The sequence below is a fragment of the Kitasatospora sp. NPDC034035 genome, assembly GCF_055575755.1.
In genome coordinates this window covers 57,219-75,758 of sequence record NZ_JBVISA010000039.1, presented here as the reverse complement: position 1 = coordinate 75,758, position 18,540 = coordinate 57,219, and the positions used below count along the sequence as shown (strand labels likewise).

Genomic DNA, 18,540 nt, shown 5'->3' with positions numbered 1-18,540 from the left:
TGCCCACGACTTTCCCGAGAAGGACGCCCAGAAGGCGGTCCCGTACGGGATCTACGACCTTGCCGCCGATGCCGGCTGGGTGTCGGTGGGCTGCGACGGGGACACCGCCGCGTTTGCGGTCGCCACCTTGCGCCGGTGGTGGCACGGCGAGGGACGGCACCGCTACCCCGGCGCGACCCGGCTGCTGATCACCGCAGATGCCGGCGGTTCCAACGGCTACCGTGTGCGGGCCTGGAAGAAGGAACTGGCCGACTTCGCCCACGCGGCTGGACTGGAGGTGACGGTCTGTCATTTTCCGCCTGGAACTTCGAAATGGAACAAGATAGAGCACCGCCTCTTCTCCAAGATCAGCAGCAACTGGCGCGGACGCCCGCTGACCAGCCACGAGGTCATCGTCAACACCATCGGCGCGACCACCACTCGCACCGGGCTGACGGTGCACGCTGAACTCGACCCCGGCGCTTACCCGACCGGCGTCACGGTTTTGGACGAGGTCATGGCGGCCCTGCCGCTGACCGCGCACGACTGGCACGGGACGTGGAACTACACCCTGCGGCCCGAACCGCCGGCCCGGGTGCCGGTCCCGACCAGCGAAGACCGTACCCAGCCCGACGACCTGGCCCCCGGCTGGCTGCACCATCCCACCCTCACCGGCATGGACACCGGAGCGTTCGCCGACCTGCTGGCCGAGGTCGAGCAGTACCTCCTCGACCACCCGCCGATCAGCCTGCACCACAAGCGCGCCCGGCACCGCACCCTGCGGCGCGGGCCCCTCTCGCTGTCCGACCGACTGCTGGTCACCGTCATCCGCCACCGCTGGAAGACCCAGATCCGGGTCCTCACCTCTCTGCTCGGCTCGCCAGCGGCCGCCGTCGGCGACGCCCTGCACGAGATGACCCCCATCCTGGAGGCCCTCGACCGCCGCGCCCGCCCGGCACCGATCACCGCACCCACCGCGGCAGACCTCGCCGACCTCGTCGGGCGAACCCACACCAAGAACGCCAAGTAATTAATCGGCGGCTCCCTGGGTCCGAGCGCGGGGTGCCTTCCCTGCTCCCTCACTTCGACAGGGCCGCGCGGAGGAACCGGAGGATCTCCGCCTGGGCGGCCTCGGCCTGAGGTTCGACGCCGGGCAGGGTGAGGAACGCGTGCTTCGCGCCAGGGTATTCGGAGAGCCGTACGGGAGTCCCGGCCGCGCGCAGCCGCTCGGCGTAGCGGCGGCCGTGGTCGGCGAGGGCGTCCTGGGTGGGCAGCACCACGAGTGCCGGGGCGAGGCCGCTCAGGTCGTCCGCGTGCAGCGGCGAGAGTGCGCGGGCGTCGGTTCCCGGCGGGGCGGCGAGCCGCTGGAAGAGCCGCAGTAGCGGCAGGGCCCGGGTCGGGCTGTAGGCGTACTCGGCCATCGAGGCGTGGTCGAACATCGCCTCAGTCACGTCGCCTACGGGGTTGACCAGCACCTGCGCCGCGAGTTCCAGGCCGGCTTCCCGGGCGCGGATGGCCGTCAGGGCGCTGATCAGCGCGCCGCAGCTCTCGCCGAAGACGGCCGTGCGCGCCGGGTCGACGCCCCACTGCGCGGCGTGCCGCAGCACGTGGTCGAGCACGTCCCAGCCGTCGTCGGCGGCGTCCGTGAGCGGGCTGTCCGGGGCGAGGAGGCGGTGCTCGACCGAGACGACGAGCGCGGGCAGTCGGGTGGCGAGGTGGCTGTTGGTCCAGTCGCACTGCACCGCCGTGCCCACGAAGCCGCCTCCGTGGACATGGACCACGAGTGGCAGGTCGGTTCGGGCGGCGGCTTCGCCGTCGCCCGGCGGCGCCGGCCGGTAGACCCGGACCGGGAGGTCGCGTCCGGGCAGCGCGATCCGTCGCCAGTCGATGGCGGCGGCGGGGTCCGGCTCTCCGAGGATCGCCCGCGCCGCGTTGGAGGCCCGGAAGCGGTTCTCCGCGTCGCGGTAGGCGAGTAGTTCCTCGGTCGTGATCGCCGAGAAGTCCGGCTCCGGCGGCCGCGCGGCGGTAGTGGTCTCGCTCATGTGTCCTTCTCCCCCTCTGAGTTGTCCTCATTATGCACGCACCGCGTGCAACGCCAAGTGCATAGACTAGGCTGAGTCCTGACGAGAGGGGCGAGATGACTGGCCGAAGGCGATGGTCGACCGAGGAGATCCTGGATACGGCGACGGAACTCCTGCGCACGGGCGACGCCGAGTCGTTCAGCGTGCGCAAGCTCGCCGCCGTGCTCGGGACCGACTCCTCCAGCCTCTACCGCCACTTCCGCAACAAGACCGAACTGCTGCGCGCGGTCGCCGACCGGATCCTGCTCGCCGCCATGGACGGCCACCGCCCCGAGTGCGACTGGAAGCAGCGCATCACCGCCCTTGGCCTGCGCCTGCGCGAGGCCTTCGGCGAGCAACCCCAACTCGCCACGGTCTGGGGACGCTACGGGTCCGGCGGCACCGGATCCCGGCTGGTCATGGAAGAACTGCTGCAGGCCCTGCGCACGTCCGGCCTGCCCGACCAGGAGATCCCGGCGCGCTACCACCGCATCGTGACCCTCCTCGCCGCGCTGATCTCCTCCGAGGCCGGCATCAGCACCATCACCCCCGAGGAGTACGAACAGGGCATGGAGCAGTTCCGCGTCGCGGTGCTCGGCGCCGACCCCGAACGCTTCCCCGCCCTGGCCCACTTCGCCCGCGACGTCCGCCCCCTCGGCGCGGACCGCCGCGCCGCGTTCGAGGAGATCCTCGCCGCCCAACTCGCCCACGTCGAGGCCCGGATCCCCTGACGTGCCGGATCACGAGTTCGGTGCGGTCGGAAGAGGAGGGCCGCCCCTTCCTCGGATCGCCGACGTACTCGGGCCGCCGACATACTCGGGCCGCCGAACTTACCCGGATCGCCGACGCGCGAGATGGACGATGATGTCGGCGGCGATCTCGACCGTCTCGGGCAGGACCCGCGTGATCGCGTCGTACGTCTGTTGCCGCCTCGATCGCGGCAGTTGGAGGTACGCCGAGACGGTCGACAGGTAGCCGACGTAGTCAGGAGCGCTCATCGTCAAGCGCCGATTGATGACGGCCTGCTGGACGTCGAGGAACAACGGAGACCGCTGCAGCTCCGTACCCGGCCACTGCATTTCCTCATCCGGAGCAGTCCCGTCGGGAGACGGAACCTCGTCGCTCTCCAGGAACGGCGCCCGTGCCGCACGCACAGACTCCTCGACAGCCGGATCGGCCGGCTGAACCGGGCCACCGAACGAGGCAAACACACCGTCCGGTTCCAGTAGCGCGGCCACTCTTGGCCACCGGCCCTCCGGGCGTGTCCAATGCAGGGCTGCCGCCGCATAGACCAACCCATGGGTTTCGCCCGGCCGCAGGTCCTCCAACGCGGCCCGCACGGTCGTCACGTTCGCGGGCACGGCCTTGTTCAGCTCGGCGAGCATGGCGGCGTCGGGCTCCGTCGCCGTGACCGTGACCCCATGCTCGGTGAACAGGCGGGTTGCCTTGCCTGTCCCCGCACCGATCTCCAGGGCGGTCCGAACCGGCCGGCCCGCGTACGCCATCACCACGTCGAAGAGCTCTGCGGGATACCCCGGCCGGAACCTTTCGTAGGCTTCCGCGATTGCGCCGAAGCTCAGTGCACGAGCAGACATGCCGAGCATCCTGGCACGACCGGGGCAGAGAGCGTCTGGCAGTACTCCGTGGTTTCGACGGCGGCAAACTGATCAACGGCCGCGAACGGCACAGCGTGGTCGACACGCTCGGCCTGCTGCCCGTGACCCGCCGGCCCGTTCAGGCGCGGGCGGTTGTCAGCGGCGCGGGCCCTGGGTCGGCGGAGCCGGTCAGGGCCCGCCGAGTCGCCAGGGCCAGCAGCACCAGGCCGATCGAGGCGGCCAGGGCGAGGGCTCGTTCCGCGTAGCCGGCGCCGTCGTGTCCGTGCAGTCCGATGAAGGCGATCACCCCGATGAACATCACCGAGCTGAAGGCCAGCGCGAAGCCGGAGTACCCCTGCCAGGCCGGGACGGCGCGGAACCGGGCGGCCAGGACGGACGGCGTGATCACCATGACCGGGAAGCTGAGGAACGAGATCGCCAGGTGCCCGGTCGCGTGCCAGGAGGCCGAACCGAGGCTCTGTACGCACCCGGGATCGGCCGCCCGGCAGTCCAGCCGGAAGAACAGGTCCCAGACGTTGTCCAGCCCCAGCGGGGTGGCGGCCACCAACCACGCGGCCACCGGCCGCCTCCCGCCGCCGGAGGCCAGCGCCGGGCCCAGCGCGAACAGGGCGAACGCGATGGTCAGCAGGCCCGCGACGCCCTGCGCCGTGAGCACGAACCAGGGATGACCGGCCGTCAGCGCACCCAGGTCACTGATGCCCTCCGCAGACACCCGGTAGTGCCGGCCTTCCGCGAGACTGCCCACCAACCACGAGACGGTGAAAAGGAGTTGGGCGACGATGGCACCCCAGACCAGTGCCCCGCGCGTCCTGCTCATCCGCCGGCCCCCTACCGTCGATGTCAACCACTGCGCTACTCGTACGGTTGTGTCAGTTCGGGGCGTCCCTCGCGCCGCCGACGACGACAGACTCGGCGAGAACACGGGCCACGAGCCGCAGCCCACCGGGTCCGCACCCCGGACACGTCCTACGGGTTCGGGTTCTACAGGTAGTGCCCCTGGTTCGCCGCTTCCATCCCCAGCGCCACGGGCGCGGCGAGTTCGGCGAGTTCGTGGGCCCCGGAGACAGCGGACGCCGGCACCTCCCGCTCGGCAGCGTGCGACGGCGTCGCGAGGCCGAACGCGGCACCCGCCACGACGACACTCGTGACAGCCAGCCTCGCGAACCCGCCAGTCACATCCGGCATGTGCTACCTCCCCGTTCATCACCCGCCCTGGTAGCGGAAGTTGACCCGCCCAGGCAACCACCGCCGGACACGGGACACAACCCTCCCGACCGCACCGCCCGGGGGGACGGGCCCCGGCCGCCCCGTGATCGACTTCGACGGCGGGCTGCTGACCTGCTAATATTCTTCTCGTCGCGAGGGAGATGATTCCTCGCCAGGCGTCAGCGGTGCTACCAGAGCACGCCCTACTTTCAGTAGGGAGAGTCCGTGCAACCCGGGCCTGGCGCTCCACTGTCGGACGAGGTCCGGTACCCACACGGGTACCGGACCTCGCTCGCGTTCACAAGCCGTTCACGGGCCGGACGAAACGGATGTGCCACCTTCGCGCGTTGGGTCGGCACGGTGATGATGGCAGGTCCGCTCTTCACGGCAGTGCTGGTAATCGCGCCCTTCACGCCGGCCTCGGAGTTGCACGCCTTCCTCCATGCCAACAAGCGCGTGCAAATCGAGCAACGGCGGCTGACGGCGACGCGCCGGATGGCCCCGTGACCGACCTCGGCTCCCACCACGCCCGCGGTGCCCACCACCCCCGCAGCGCATGACGACGGACTCCGACGTGGTGCGGTGGGGGCGCGACACGTGCTCGTGTCGTTCACGAGGCTCTCCGCCTCAAGGAGCGCAGTCTGCCGGCGGGAACGCCGGGGCCGTCAGCGGGTGACGGTCACCACCAGCGCGCTGAGCGGCCCCTCGACCGGGCCGGTGCCGAAGCGGTCGGCGATCGCCGCCGTGACCGTCCGGGTCACCTCGTCCAGGCTGTGCCCGCCCCGGGCCTCGATCTCGCCGCGCAGCGGGGTGCCCTGGCACAGGGCCGTCGCCACGTCCTTCGCCGAGTCGGCGCGGCCCCGTTCGGTGACGGTCTCGATCTGCGGGACGCTGGTGAAGCCGCCGTCCGCCAGGTCCCGCGCGATCGCGGATGCGTCGTGGTATCCGTACGGGATGCGGCTCAGGAAGTCCGGCGGGTCGGCGGGGAAGAGCTCGGCGGCGGTCGCCTCGGTCACCGCGAGGAAGTCGTTCGCCGCGATGTCGTTCCACACGCTGAACGACAGGACACCGCCGGGCCGCAGCACCCGGACGGCCTCGCCGAAGGCGCGCGGGCGGTCGGGGAAGAACATGGCCCCGAACTGGCAGACCACGGCGTCGCAGGAGCCGTCCGGGAACGGCAGTGCCATGGCGTCCGCCGCGGCCCAGCGCACCGGGCGGGCGAGCGGCACGGCCTGCGCGCGGTCGAGCATCGGCCGGCTGAGGTCGGTCGCGGTGATCGAGGTGTCCCTCGGCAGGACGGCGGCCAGCTCGCGGGTGAGCGCGCCGGTGCCGGCGGCGGTCTCGAGCACGTCCCGGGGGTGGCGCTGCGCCAGGCGCAGTGCCAGGTCGCGGGCGTAGGGGCGGAAGAGCAGCGGCACGAGGTACCGCTCGTAGACGTCGGGGACCGCGCCCTCGAAGGCCATGCCGTCGTACCTTCCGTCGCATGCGGCGGGACCGGTGGCCCACCGCCGGGCCCGTGCGCGGCACCCGGTGGTGCGAGTCTGGCACGCCCGGCGCGCCCGTCCCGGCCACGGCACACCGGCGGTGCCGGGCGCCGGGCCGCCGGGCCGCCGGGCCGCCGGGGCGGCCTGCTGCACGACGCCTCCCCCGCCACGGTCCCGGTGAAAAGCCTTGAGGGCGTCTCCCGTGCTCTCTAGGATCGTGGGGCGGGGGCACCCCGGCGGGGTGGGACGAGCGCGGTGGGACGAGCGTGGGGGGTGGCAGTGACGGCTACTCAGCGATCACTGATCGTCGACGGCACCCTGAAGTTCTTCGCCTTCGTGTTCGGTTCGGGGGCGTTCGTCTTCAGTACCCTGGCCGGCTCCAACACCGACCGTCAGCTGGAGTTCATCCTCTACGGCATCGCCACGACCGCGCTGACGCTGCTGGTCGGATCGGTGGAGGCCCGGCGGGCGCGCACGGTGCACGGACAGATCGAGGCGCTGGCGCGGGAGACGTCCCGCGGTCTGAACGAGTTGGTGACGGCGGTCGCCCCGGGCACCACGTTCACCGCCAACATCAGCGGCCTCCTGGCCGCTTCGGAGGATCCGAGCGCCGAGCGCGGGCGACTCGACCAGGCTGTCGCAGCGGCCGCCGCCAGGATCCACCACTCCTGTCGAGGCGTCTACTACTCGTGGAATCCGGTGACCACGACCTTCACCTGCCGCGGACGCTCCCTTGACTCGGCCTCGCCGGTGGAACGGATCGGTCCCGGTGACTTCGGGATCGGCGCCCTGCGCAAGGTCGTCGCCACCGGTCGGGTGTTCCGCCGGACCGCCACGAAGTCCTACTTCCGGGGCAACGTCCCCGGAACCCCCGCGGACGACGCAGTGGTGATCGTCCGGGTGCAGGCAGGGACCGTACCGCTCGGCGTGCTCGCGGTGGACGCGAAGACGGACTCCTGGAGCGATGTCTTCCACGACCCCGACCGGCAGGAGTTCAGCGACCAGAACGTACGGCAGCTGCTGATGCTGGCCGATCTGCTCGCCGGCGGGCTGGCCGGCTGAACCCGACACCGCAACGGGCCGGGCGCAGCGCCCCCAGGAGGAGGAGCGAATGAGCAGCGGGTACAACGCGGCACCCGACGGCCCGCGGCGCCGCGGCTTCCGCAGGCGGGCGGTCCGGGCGGAACGGGGCTGGGAGGAGGGCGACATCGAACCCTACTTCTTCGACCCCGGCGAGTTCACCGGCGGCGCCGAGGGCGACGCCGCTGCGCAGATCGAGGAGATCCACCGCAGCTCGCCCGGCAGCCGGCTGGGGCTCTCGTACGCCATCCTCGGCTCGGCCGCCCTCGGCCTGTTGCTCTGGTTGTACTCCCGTACCGTGTGGGCCTTCGCACCTGCCGGGTTGGCCGTCCTGGCTGTCGTCGTGCTGGTCTGGTTCGAGGTGACGGACCGGGCCGAACGGTCCCGGCGCCGGATCGCGCGGACGGGCCGCACCGGATGGGAGTCGGCTCCGGGCGAGGGCGAGTTCCGGGAGCGGTGAGGCCCACGGACCCCGACCCCGCCCAACAGTGGCCCGGTGCCTAGCTGCTGTAGACGCCGACCTCGTGCAACGAGTAGCCCCACTGGGTGCCGCGCTGCACCCCGTGGATGCGGACGTGGCGGGCCGGGACGCCGGCGAACCGTGCGGTGTCCAGGCCGCCGTCGCCGGTGGTGGTGGACCACACCGGCTGCCAGTTGCTTCCGTCGGTGGAGACCTCGATCCGGTACGCCCGCGCGTAGGCGCGTTCCCAGTCCAGCGTGACGCGCCCGACGAGGTTGGTGGACCCGAGGTCGACCTGGAGCCACTGGTCGTCGCTCCACTCGCTGGCCCAGCGGGTACCCGGGTCGCCGTCCACCGCCCGGCCGGGCGCGTAGCTGACGAACGGGTTCCACCACTCGGTGGTGCTGGCCGTGGCCGGGCGGCCCGCGGCCAGGTTCACCGTGGCCCGGTGCCGCTCCGAGGCCCCCCAGGTGGTGAGGTAGGACTCGGCTCCGTGGAAGAGGTCGTCCACCACGCCCTGGCCGCCGACCTGCCGGATGTCCTCCAACCAGTCCGGTACCAGGCCGTAGTGCGCGGCGCCGTCCGTGTTGATGTCCCAGGTGCGCGCGCCGGTGGTCTGGCGGTCGATGAGGGACCCGCCGTCCGCGCTGCGGAACGGGTAGCGCACCGGGTTCGCGGTGTCCGCCCCGCGCGGGCCGGGCCAGCCGCCGACGCCGTTCATGTCGGTGCCGTAGCCGTACCCCACGTGGTACTTGGCGCGCAGCGCGTCGGTGCGCTTGGCCTCCGCGCTGAACGCCTCGGCGCCGTTCATGTACTGGGCGACGAAGCCGCCGAGCTGGTAGACCCGCTCGATCCAGTCGAGGTCCATCCAGCTGTGCGAGGAGAGCACGCCCGGGTAGGACTCGGACTCCAGGATGTCGAAGGACCGCCCGGCCGCTTTGACGCTCATGTGGTCGACCTCGAGCATCATCTTGCGTTTCATCAGCCCGCGCACCGCGTACTCGCCGAGGTCGGTCAGTCCGCGGCTGTTGCACTGCGCGTCGCCGGCGTAGGCCGGCACCGCCACCCCCGCCGGGAGCTGCTTCTGCGCCTCGGGCGCCGGGGCGAGGCCGATCGGGTTGTCGTGCTGCGGCCCGGCGCACTTCTCGGTCTTCCAGAAGGTGCCGGTCGAGAGGAACTGGCCGACGTTGATGGCCGTCCCGAGCGCACCCTCGTCGAAACGCACCCCGCAGAGCGCGTTGTCGAACTTGTGGCAGAGGAACATGCTGCGCACGCCCAGCCCGTACAGCTCGTCCAGGCCGCGGTCGATGTCGGCCTTTCCGCACTGGGCGACGTCGAGGATCTGCTTGCAGCCGAACGGCTCGGAGGTCTCCACACCGAGGACGACGGCCAGCTTGCCCTGCTCGATCACCTCGCGGGCCTGCGTGCTGTCGGTGACGATCCGGAACCAGCCCTTGCCCGGCCCGCCGTACATCGTGTCGACGTACGCCTGCAGCTCGTACGTCTTCTGCGCCTGGAGCCGGATGGAGGTCATCTCGTCGCAGCTGCGGTCCTTGAAGAAGTAGACCGAGCAGATCACCCCGTTGGTGACCAGGTCGTTGACGAGGACCCGCTGGCCGCCGCGCCAGGCGCGTTCGATCCAGGCGTAGTAGTTCTGCTGGTGGGTCAGCGAGTCGTGGGCCGGCCAGTCCTTGAAGGTCGGCCAGCCGACCGGGTCGTGCTTGCCGTCGCCGCCCTTGGTGACGAAGTCGAAGATGGCGAGCGAGCCGTCGGGGTAGTGCTCGGGGCAGTCCTTCAGCGCGTCCGCGATCCCGGCTGCGGAGAAGGACTTGCCGCAGATGAGTCGGCCGCCGAAGGCCTCGTTGGCCATGATGTGGTCGTGCGCGTCGACGAAGCCCCGGACCTTGCCCTGGGCGTCGGTCCCGCGGAACGGCTCGCCCGTGACGTCGATCTGCGAGTCGGGCACGGGCCGTGCGGTCGGGGTCCACCAGCCCGTCCCACCCGTCCCGTCGGTCTCGCCGGTCCCGGCGCCCCCGCCCGGCGCCGCGGGCGCCGGAGCGGCGAGCATCATGGCGGCCAATGTGAGGAGTGCGGCCAGAAGTGCGACGAATCCGCGCCTGCTGCTGCGGAGTTGGTGCATGGTCACCACCCGGGTCCGAGGTGAGGGGGTGGCGCGGCCGGGCACCGGGCACCGTCCGGGACGCGCGGACCGACCCGTCCGGGCCGGTTGTCATGGACCGCGCACTCGGTGTGACGAGGATCGCCGTTGTTGGACTGGGAGTCAATAGCCGTGCGTGGGCCGGGCGTCGGCCCTCCGTGGCGAGGGATGCGGGTGCGGGGCTTCGCAAAAGGAGCTTGAGGCCGCCGGCACGCGTGCTGTACTGGGCACATGGGGGTTGACGACGGGCGGATGCGGCTGCAACTGACGAGCCACCCGATTGCCGGTCCAGGATCAGGCCTCGGACCCGACCTCGGATCGGGACCAGGATCCGGCCTCGGATCGGGGCTCGGCCGGATCCTGAGCACCGGTCCCATGCTCCGGAACACGTTCGTCCTCCCGCCCGACAGCCAGGTGGGCTATCTGTACGCGAACCGCGCCGATCTCCTCCGCCTCGGCGCCCTGTTCCGCGTCGCCGCGACGAGCCCGCACAGCGCGATCCACATCCCGGTCCCGCCGGCCGACCGACTGGTGACCTCCCTCGGCGGCGGCGACGCCCGGCCGCGGCCCGTGCTCCTGGCCCGTGAGGACACGGGACTGCGGCCTTCCGACTGGCCGGGTCTGCGGCACGGGATGCGCCGCGCCTCGGCGCCCTTGACGGTGACCGCCCCGGCGGCACGGTCGCACGATCGGCCCGACGACGTCCGTCGCCGAGCCGATCGCCACCCCGCCCGCTTCGCCGAGCACGCCGCGACGATCATCATCACCGCCCGCGCCGAACTCCTGTTCTGGATCGGCGACTGGCTCACCGCCGTCGGCGACCAAGTCGCCCAGGACAGCCACGTCCATCGGCACGGCGAGAGCTTCCTCGGCGACATGGTCGGATTCTTCGACCCCCATGGCACGAACCGGCCCATGCACGCGTTCTGCGTCGTCGCCGTCGAACCGATCTTCCACAAGGCCCGCTGGCGCAAGCAGCGAACGCCCGTCGGCTGACCCGGGACGACGAAGGGCGGATCCCGGGAGAGCGGCCGGGGCGCGTCCTCGGATCCGAGCGATCCGAGGACGCGCCCCGCGTCGGTTGCACCGTCACCGCGACCGCAGGTCCAGGACGAGGTCGCGCGGCAGGCCGTGGGTGTCGTGGAGGTAGTGGAGGTCGTCCTCGGTCAGCGGGCCGCGGAAGCGGGGGCGGGAGAGCACCCGGCGGCCGCGTTCCAGGAGGCGGTCGAACCGGAGTTCCTCGTCGAGCAGCACCCGGCGCACGGACTCCGGGTCCACGTCCTGGCGGAAGCGGTCCAGGGTGTGCCGGACCAACTCGAGCGGCAGGTCGCCGAGTCCGCGCCGCGGGTCGTCCCGGCGGAGCACCGTGAGCACCCGGCGTACCAGACGGCGCAGCACGTAGCCGCGGCCGGTGTTGGACGGGCGGACGCCGTCGCCGATGACGACGATGCCCGAGCGCAGGTGGTCGCAGACCAGCCGCAGTGACGGTTCGTCCAGCTGCCACAGGGGCGGGACGAGGCGGCGCCAGGGGTCGAAGACGTCGCACTCGAAGACCGACGTCCGGCCCTGCAGCAGCGAGGAGAGCCGTTCCAGGCCGAGTCCGGTGTCGACGTTGCGTTGGGGCAGCGGGACGAGTGTGCCGTCGTCGAGGCGCCGGTGGCGCATCATCACGTGGTTCCACACCTCCACCCAGCGGTCGTCCCGGGTGGGTGTCGACTGCGGCGGGGTGTCGCCGGTCCACAGGAAGATCTCCGAGTCCGGGCCGCACGGGCCGGTCGGCCCGTTGGACCACCAGTTGTCCTCGACGGTGAGTTCGACCGGCACGCCGCGGTCCTGCCACAGCTCCAGCGAGCCGGTGTCCGGGCCGACCCGGTCGTCGCCGCCGAAGACGGTGACATGGAGCCGGCCGGGGTCGATGCCGAGCCCGTCGGTGAGCAGCCCGTAGCCCCAGTCGAGGCTCTGCGGGCCCTCGTAGTCGCCGAGGGACCAGGTGCCGAGCATCTCGAAGACGGTCAGGTGGGTGCGGTCGCCGACCTCGTCGAGGTCCGTGGTGCGCAGGCAGCGCTGGACGTTGACCAGCCGCCTGCCGAGCGGGTGCGGGCGCCCCTCCAGGTAGGGCGTGAGGGGGTGCATGCCGGAGGTGGTGAACAGCACCGGGTCTCCGGGCGGGGGCAGCAGGGTCGAGCCGGTGATCCGGCGGTGGCCGCGCTCCTCGAAGTACTCGATGAAGGTGCGGACGAGCTGGTCGGTGTTCACGGGGTGGCTCCTTGGCGTGAGTCGCGTGAGTCGCGTGTGTCAGGGGACGACGCACCGGACAACAGGTCCACGCGATCATCGGAACCGAGGAGGAAACACCTCGAAGCCACCACCGGCGGACCGTTTCCGGTCGCCGTGGGGAGGGGTACGTCAGGCGGCGGCAACCGGCGAGCTGGTCGCTCGCGCGGTGGCGGTGATCGGGCCGGTGACGTTCATGGCAGCGAGGGTAACGCGGCCGGCGCCCCGGGGCACCCGATTTTCCGCCCGGACGGCCCGACGGGCTGCCCGAGCGGGTTCCGTGGGCCGTTCGCGGCAATGTGGCCCGCTCCCGCTTGCGCCTTCCGCCGGGCCACCCGCACCCCGCTGGACAATCGGCCCGGTCGAGGCACGGAACGTGTCCGAGCGGCATCGAGGGGATCAACCGATGGAAAGAACCGGACACCCGGGTCGTAGGACGCTGATTGCCGGCGGCCTCGCGGGCGCCGCGGCCGCGCTCACGGGGTGCGCGGCGACGAGGGCGGCCTCGTCCTCGACCAGTGCTTCGCCGCAGGCACGGCCCACCACGCCCGCCGCGGCGTTCACGAGGCTGATGGACGGCAACAAGCGCTGGGTGAGCGGAGACCTCCACCACCCCGACCGGGATCCGAACCGGCGTCAGTTCGTCGCCCAGGAACAGGAGCCCTTCGGGGCGATCCTCTCGTGCATCGACTCGCGGGTGCCGCCCGAGCTCCTCTTCGACACCGGCCTGGGCGACCTCTACGTGATGCGCACGGGCGGGGAAGCGGTCGGCCCGGTGGTCACCGGATCCGTCGAGTACGGGCCCATGACGAGTGCCACCCCCCTCGTCGTGGTCCTCGGTCATCAGCGCTGCGGCGCCGTCAAGGCGGCGTACGAGTCCCTCCGTGACAACAAACCGCTGCCCGGCAACCTGCAGGCGATCGTCAAGGCCCTGCAGCCGGCGTACGAACAGGCGGCCCGGGAAGGCGGCGCCGACCCGGTCGAGACCATGGCCCGCGCCCAGGTCACGCTGACCGCGGCCGATCTGCGTTCCAACCAGGACCTGGCCCCACTCGTGGAGAAGGGCTCCCTCGCCGTGGTCGGCGCCTACTACTCGCTCGACACGGGCGCGGTGGAAGTCCTGTCCGGCACGCCCTGACCCGCCGGACGAGCCGTACGCGCCGGGGCGCCGTTCGCGCGGCCGGGGCGGCGTGGTGTCGTGCGGATGACGCAACGTCGGTGCGCGCGGCCTGTCGGGCGCAGCGTCATTTGACTGTTCCGCCGGCCTCTTCCCGGGCCCAGAGTGAGGTCCGGGGCGACGCCCGCCCGGAACGGGGGCGGAGCCGACGAGCAGGCGACGAGCCGACCGACAGGAAGAGTGCCCGCATGGCCAGGTCCGACATCAGTTTCGACAGCGCCGGCATCGAGATCGCCGCGCACCTGTACATCCCCGACGATCCGGCGCCCGGCCCGCTTGCGGCGCTGGTGGTCGGCCACCCGGGCACGGGGGTGAAGGAACAGACCTCCGGCGCGTACGCGCGGCGGATGGCCGAGCGCGGGTTCGTCACCCTCGCCTTCGACGCGGCCCACCAGGGCGAGTCGGGGGGGCTGCCTCGAGGGCTGGAGGACCCGGCCCAGCGTGTGGAGGACTTCAAGGCCGCGGTGTCGTACCTGGTCACCCGTGAGGAGGTCGCCGAAGGGCGGATCGGCCTGCTCGGCATCTGCGCGTCCGGCGGCTACTCGCTGGCCGCCACCGGCGGTGACCGCCGGGTCCGGGCGGTGGCCGCCGTGTGCACCGCCGATCCCTCCCGCCAGTTCCGGCTGGGGGCCGACGGCGGCCAGGACCCGGCGGTCTTCCGGGCCCTGCTGGACGCGGCCGCCCGGGCCCGCACCGCCGCCGCCCGCGGCCAGGACCCCGGCGTGATGACGATGTTCCCGCAGACGGCCGAGCAGGCGGGCGCGCTCGGCGGCGAGCACGGCGCCGAGGGCTTCGAGTACTACTGCACTTCGCGCGGCGAGCACGAGCGGTCCGCGAAGTTCCTGGCCTGGGAGAGCATCGACAGGCTGGCCTGTTACGACCCGTTCTTCGCCGTCCCGCTGATCGGCCCCCGCCCGATGCTGCAGATCGTCGGCGAGCGTGCCGTCACCTCCTGGATGGCTGTCGAGGCGCACCAACGGGCCACCGGACCCAAGGAGTTGTACCGGATCGAGGGCGCGAGCCACGTCGACCTCTACGACCGGGAGGAGTACATCGACCCGACCGTCGACAAGCTGGCCGAGTTCTTCACGGTCCACCTGGGTGCCGAAAGCTGACCGCGGGCGGCGGCGGGCGGCGGGGGCGGGGGCGGCACGGGGTCGTCGCGAAGGGGCTGGCGTACGAGCTGCCGGCCCCGCTCGCGGTGCTCGCCCGCAGTTCGCCCCTCCCCCTCGCCGCCGCCTCACGGTGTCGGCCGTGGCGCGGACCTACTGGGCGGCGACCCAGCCCGGGAGGGTCGGCAGCACCGTTTCGGCGACCCGGCGCAGAGCGGCGTCGTCGGGGGCCTGGCCGTCCTGCCGGAAGACGGTGAACTCGTAGGCCCGGCCGCCGGGGTCCTTGGGATCCCACGCGACGACGATGTTCCGCGTGACGGGGCCGTCCCCGCCGGACTTCCCGTTCGAGGGGAAGAGTTTCAGCGCGTGACCGGAGTAGGTCACCGCGGGGTGACCGAGAACGGTGGCCCGCTCGGCGTGGAACTGCTGGGTGTCGGCCATCGACCAGACCGAGGTCTGACTGTCCGAGACGCCGACGACACTGCGCTGCAGGCGCACCTCCGCCATCGCCACCCCGTTGGCGAAGGTCCCGGGCTGCGCGGTCGAGACGTGGTCGTCCGGCGTGCCGAGCAGGGTCGGCAGATCAGGGCGGTTGAGCGCGGCGCACAGCGCCTGGTACGCCGCCGCGGGGTCGTTGGGTCCGGGCCCGCTGCATGTCGCCGGCGTCCGGTTCTCCCTGAGGACGCCCAGCCCCCACAGGGCGGCCACGGTGCCGAAGGCCAGCACCGACGCAACCGCCGCGACCACCACGACGCGGTTCGTTCTGTCGTGGTCCTTGCCGGTTTCCATCTTGGGATCCCCCTCCCCGGAACGCTCGTCCTCGGCCACTCGGGGAGCCGTGAGCGGAGACGATCTTACGGTGCCGCGCTAGCGCCACGACCACGAGGTCCGCCGACACCCGACCCCCTGACCTGCGCGGTCATGGGTTCCCTGCCCTCGCCGCCGGAACCGGGGACAGTGCGGCCGGGGGCGGTGGGGCCGGGGCGGCGCGGCCGGGGCGGTGGGGCCTGGGCGCTGGAGTCCGCTCAGGGGGTCGTCGCGGGGACGAGGTGGTCGAGCCCCTGCGCGCTGGCCGTCGCGGCTTCGATCGAGCGCGGCAGCATGACGCTCTCGTAGGCGCGGACGGCGTCGTCGACGCCGGCTTCGGTCACGAGGGCGTGGGCGAGGTCGGAGCCGTCGAGCATGGCGAGGTTGGCGCCCAGCCCGACCGGGGGCATCAGGTGTGCGGCGTCGCCGAGCAGCGTGACGCCGGGAACGTGCTCCCAGGTGTGCGAGGCGGGCAGGACGAACAGGGGCCGGTTGACGTATCCGTTGTCGCTGTCGCGCAGGAGGTAGCGCAGGCTCTCGTCCCAGCCGTCGAACATCCCCAGCAGGTGGGTGCGTACGGCCTGCCGGTCGCCGAGGTCGACACCGGCGACCGCGTGCCAGTCCTGCGGCGCGCGCAGCGCGATGTAGGCGCGGATGTGGCCGTTGCTGTTGCGCTGGGCGACCAGGGTCCGGCCGGTTCCCTTGGCCAGCATCGATCCGTTGCCGACCATTCGCGCGAGGTCGCGGTGGCGGGTGTCGCAGTGGTCGAATCCGGTCTCGACGAAGGTGACGCCGGTGTAGCCGGGTGCGGCGTGCGACAGGGCCGGGCGTACGCGCGACCAGGCGCCGTCGGCGCCGACCACCAGGTCGAAGTCCTCGGCGGTGCCGTCGGCGAGGAGCAGTCGGCAGGTGCCGTCCGGCAGCGGGGTGACCCCACGGACGGCGCGGTCCCACCGCACGGTGCCCTCGGTGATCGAGTCCAGGAGCAGACCGCGCAGTTGGCCCCGGTCGATCTCGGGGCGGCCGCCGTCGGCGGAGGGCCCCTGCTGCGCGATGAGGGCGCCGGTGGCGAAGTCGAGGACGCGCCACTCGTCTCCCTCGGGGCGGGCAAGGGCGTGGAACCGGTCGAGGAGTCCCGCCGAGCGCAGGGCGGCCTGGCCGGTGTCGGGGTGCATGTCGAGGGTGCCGCCCTGGGGGCGGGCGTCGGCGGATGCCTCGCGTTCGAAGACGGTGACGGAGCGGCCGTGCTGCTGGAGGACTCGGGCGCAGGTGAGGCCGCCGAGGCCGGCGCCGACGATCGCGATGCGGGGGTCACGGGCAGAGTTCACGGGAGTGTCCTTCGGGAGGTGGATGAGTTGCCGGGAGCCCGGCACCACCAAGAAACCACACTCACTAAAAAAGCGCAATGACTAAACTTTTGCAGTGGATGCACCATGGGGTACGGTGGGCGAGTGACCGAACCGACCGAACCGACCGGGCGCCGCGAGCGCAAGAAGGCCCAGACCCGCCAGTCCCTGGCCGACGCCGCACTCGAGCTTTTCCTCGAACACGGCTACGACCAGGTCGGCGTCAAGGACATCGCCGACGCCGCCGACGTCTCGGTGACCACCCTGTTCAAGCACTTCTCCGGCAAGGAAGCCCTGGTCTTCGACCAGGACGACGACCTGGAAGCATCCCTCGTCGCCGCCGTACGCGAACGCCCCCCGGGCCGGTCCATCCCGCAGGCGCTGCGCGAGCACCTCCTGCTGAAGCAGACCCAGCTCTCCATCCACGCCGCGGACCCGCGATTCGCCGACTTCACCCGCCTGGTGGAGGACACCCCCGCACTGCGCGACTACGCCCACCGCATGTGGACCCGCCACGAAGCCGCCCTGACCCGGGCCATCGCCGAGGCCGTGGGCGCACCCGAGGACGACGTCAGCTGCGCCGCCCTGGCCCGCTTCGCCCTCGAGGCCCGCAGCCTCATCCTGCGCCACGCCGAACCGCGCCGAGCCGCCGACGAAGCCTTCGCACTCCTCGAACACGGCTGGGCAGCCTCCCACCCGGGCAACTGACCCGCTCCGCGAAGGCCCCGGCGGGCCCGGCTACGGCTACGGCTACGGCTACGGCTACGGCAATCGAAACCCGCCACTGACACCCGATCGGGGCCCGCAAGGCGGGGCCAACGTGCGCCGCCCGCTGCCGGTGTACCCTCACACTCAAGGTGAAACGGGGATCAGTCCCCGATTCGCGGCCAGGGGAGAGGAGTGCCATGAACGGGACGGCGCTGGTGCTGGGCGGCGGCGGACCGGTCGGCGGTGCGTGGCTGACCGGCGTACTCGCGGGCCTCGCCGACGGCGGAATCGACCTGACGGCCGCCGACACCGTCATCGGCACCTCGGCCGGAGCCGTCTTCGGCGCCCGCCTCGCGAGCGGCGAACCCGCCCGCGACCTGTACGAACGTCAACTGGCCGGCCTCGACCGGGTCGAGATGGGTGTCACCGCCGCACAGACCCTGCGCTTCCTGTGGGCGGCCCTCGCCACCCGCGACCCGGAACGCTCCGTCCGGCGCCTGGGCCACGCCGCCCTGACCGCGCGCACCACCCCCGCCCACGACCTCCACGACACCGTACGCACCCTGCTGCGCGACGCCACCGCCTGGCCCGCGCAGACGACGCTGCGCATCACCGCCGTGGACGCGGAGACCGGCAGCGTCGAAGCCTTCGACGCGGGCTCCGGCCTCGACCTCGCCGACGCGGTCGCCGCCAGCTGCGCCGTCCCGCTGGTCTGGCCGCCCACCACCGCCCTCGGGCGACGATGGATCGACGGCGGCACCCGCTCCACCGGCAACCTCCAACTGGCCGCCGGCCACCGGCAGGTGCTGGCCGTCTCGCCCGTGCCCACCGCTGTCGGGCCGCACCCCAGCGCCCAGCAGCAGACAATGGAACTGCGCGCCGCCGGCGCGCGCACCACCCTGATCACCCCTGACACCGACGCCCGCCGCGCCATGGGACGCGACCTGACCGCCAACGCCCGGCGCCCCGCCGCCGCCCGCGCCGGCCACCGGCAGGGCACGGCCCTCGCCGCCTCGCTCGCCCGCACCTGGCCGGCGCGGCGCACGACCGGGGAGTGAGCGGCGGGGCGGATA

The 18,540-nt window shown here is 72.3% G+C and carries 18 protein-coding genes; 9 read left to right on the top strand and 9 right to left on the bottom strand.

What is annotated here, in order from left to right; genetic code table 11:
• The coding region (locus tag ACZ52J_RS36690) for an ISAzo13 family transposase (protein ID WP_465625061.1) at positions 1-1,009 on the top strand (1,009 nt) is incomplete at its 5' end.
• A 49-nt stretch (positions 1,010-1,058) separates the two neighbouring features.
• Here the strand turns inward: ACZ52J_RS36690 and ACZ52J_RS36685 are convergent.
• Complete coding sequence (locus ACZ52J_RS36685) at positions 1,059-2,021, bottom strand: alpha/beta hydrolase (protein ID WP_465625059.1); 963 nt, start codon at positions 2,019-2,021, stop codon at positions 1,059-1,061.
• Between the two features lie 95 nt (positions 2,022-2,116).
• On the opposite strand from ACZ52J_RS36685, the gene ACZ52J_RS36680 reads away from it, so the two are divergent.
• Complete coding sequence (locus tag ACZ52J_RS36680; RefSeq protein ID WP_465625057.1) at positions 2,117-2,770, top strand: TetR/AcrR family transcriptional regulator; 654 nt, start codon at positions 2,117-2,119, stop codon at positions 2,768-2,770.
• Positions 2,771-2,869: 99 nt separating this feature from the next.
• Here ACZ52J_RS36680 and ACZ52J_RS36675 read toward each other — a convergent pair whose 3' ends face one another.
• The 4 genes from ACZ52J_RS36675 to ACZ52J_RS36660 form a co-directional block, all read right to left on the bottom strand.
• Complete coding sequence (locus ACZ52J_RS36675) at positions 2,870-3,634, bottom strand: class I SAM-dependent methyltransferase (RefSeq protein ID WP_465625055.1); 765 nt, start codon at positions 3,632-3,634, stop codon at positions 2,870-2,872.
• A 139-nt stretch (positions 3,635-3,773) separates the two neighbouring features.
• Positions 3,774-4,472: a DUF998 domain-containing protein gene (locus tag ACZ52J_RS36670; RefSeq protein ID WP_465625053.1), complete on the bottom strand. Its 699-nt coding sequence runs from the start codon at positions 4,470-4,472 to the stop codon at positions 3,774-3,776.
• Between the two features lie 164 nt (positions 4,473-4,636).
• Positions 4,637-4,840, bottom strand: coding sequence for a hypothetical protein (locus tag ACZ52J_RS36665; protein ID WP_465625051.1), 204 nt, complete (start codon positions 4,838-4,840; stop codon positions 4,637-4,639).
• A gap of 686 nt (positions 4,841-5,526) precedes the next feature.
• The gene (locus ACZ52J_RS36660) at positions 5,527-6,324 is read right to left on the bottom strand and encodes a class I SAM-dependent methyltransferase (RefSeq protein WP_465625049.1); all 798 of its coding nucleotides are present in this window, start codon (positions 6,322-6,324) and stop codon (positions 5,527-5,529) included.
• A 300-nt stretch (positions 6,325-6,624) separates the two neighbouring features.
• Here ACZ52J_RS36660 and ACZ52J_RS36655 point away from each other — a divergent pair, with 300 nt between their 5' ends.
• Positions 6,625-7,407, top strand: coding sequence for a hypothetical protein (locus tag ACZ52J_RS36655; RefSeq protein ID WP_465625047.1), 783 nt, complete (start codon positions 6,625-6,627; stop codon positions 7,405-7,407).
• A gap of 49 nt (positions 7,408-7,456) precedes the next feature.
• A complete protein-coding gene (locus ACZ52J_RS36650) occupies positions 7,457-7,885 on the top strand; it encodes a hypothetical protein (RefSeq protein ID WP_465625045.1) in 429 nt (142 codons plus the stop codon).
• Between the two features lie 40 nt (positions 7,886-7,925).
• Here ACZ52J_RS36650 and ACZ52J_RS36645 read toward each other — a convergent pair whose 3' ends face one another.
• Complete coding sequence (locus ACZ52J_RS36645) at positions 7,926-9,953, bottom strand: galactose-binding domain-containing protein (RefSeq protein ID WP_465625065.1); 2,028 nt, start codon at positions 9,951-9,953, stop codon at positions 7,926-7,928.
• Positions 9,954-10,418: 465 nt separating this feature from the next.
• On the opposite strand from ACZ52J_RS36645, the gene ACZ52J_RS36640 reads away from it, so the two are divergent.
• Positions 10,419-11,039: a hypothetical protein gene (locus ACZ52J_RS36640; protein WP_465625043.1), complete on the top strand. Its 621-nt coding sequence runs from the start codon at positions 10,419-10,421 to the stop codon at positions 11,037-11,039.
• A gap of 93 nt (positions 11,040-11,132) precedes the next feature.
• On the opposite strand, the gene ACZ52J_RS36635 is transcribed toward ACZ52J_RS36640, so the two are convergent.
• Entirely contained in the window at positions 11,133-12,299 is a 1,167-nt protein-coding gene (locus tag ACZ52J_RS36635; RefSeq protein ID WP_465625041.1) for an alanine--tRNA ligase-related protein, read from the bottom strand.
• Between the two features lie 424 nt (positions 12,300-12,723).
• Here ACZ52J_RS36635 and ACZ52J_RS36630 point away from each other — a divergent pair, with 424 nt between their 5' ends.
• Both ACZ52J_RS36630 and ACZ52J_RS36625 read left to right on the top strand, forming a co-directional pair.
• Entirely contained in the window at positions 12,724-13,455 is a 732-nt protein-coding gene (locus tag ACZ52J_RS36630) for a carbonic anhydrase (RefSeq protein WP_465625039.1), read from the top strand.
• 227 nt (positions 13,456-13,682) lie between these two features.
• A complete protein-coding gene (locus tag ACZ52J_RS36625; RefSeq protein ID WP_465625037.1) occupies positions 13,683-14,609 on the top strand; it encodes an alpha/beta hydrolase in 927 nt (308 codons plus the stop codon).
• Positions 14,610-14,759: 150 nt separating this feature from the next.
• Here ACZ52J_RS36625 and ACZ52J_RS36620 read toward each other — a convergent pair whose 3' ends face one another.
• Positions 14,760-15,395, bottom strand: coding sequence for a DUF6215 domain-containing protein (locus ACZ52J_RS36620; protein WP_465625035.1), 636 nt, complete (start codon positions 15,393-15,395; stop codon positions 14,760-14,762).
• A gap of 236 nt (positions 15,396-15,631) precedes the next feature.
• Complete coding sequence (locus ACZ52J_RS36615; RefSeq protein ID WP_465625033.1) at positions 15,632-16,741, bottom strand: FAD-dependent oxidoreductase; 1,110 nt, start codon at positions 16,739-16,741, stop codon at positions 15,632-15,634.
• 123 nt (positions 16,742-16,864) lie between these two features.
• On the opposite strand from ACZ52J_RS36615, the gene ACZ52J_RS36610 reads away from it, so the two are divergent.
• A complete protein-coding gene (locus ACZ52J_RS36610; RefSeq protein ID WP_360504762.1) occupies positions 16,865-17,467 on the top strand; it encodes a TetR/AcrR family transcriptional regulator in 603 nt (200 codons plus the stop codon).
• Positions 17,468-17,664: 197 nt separating this feature from the next.
• On the top strand, positions 17,665-18,525 hold the full coding sequence (locus ACZ52J_RS36605; RefSeq protein ID WP_360504764.1) for a patatin-like phospholipase family protein: 861 nt from the start codon (positions 17,665-17,667) through the stop codon (positions 18,523-18,525).
• The last annotated feature ends 15 nt before the right edge of the window (positions 18,526-18,540 follow it).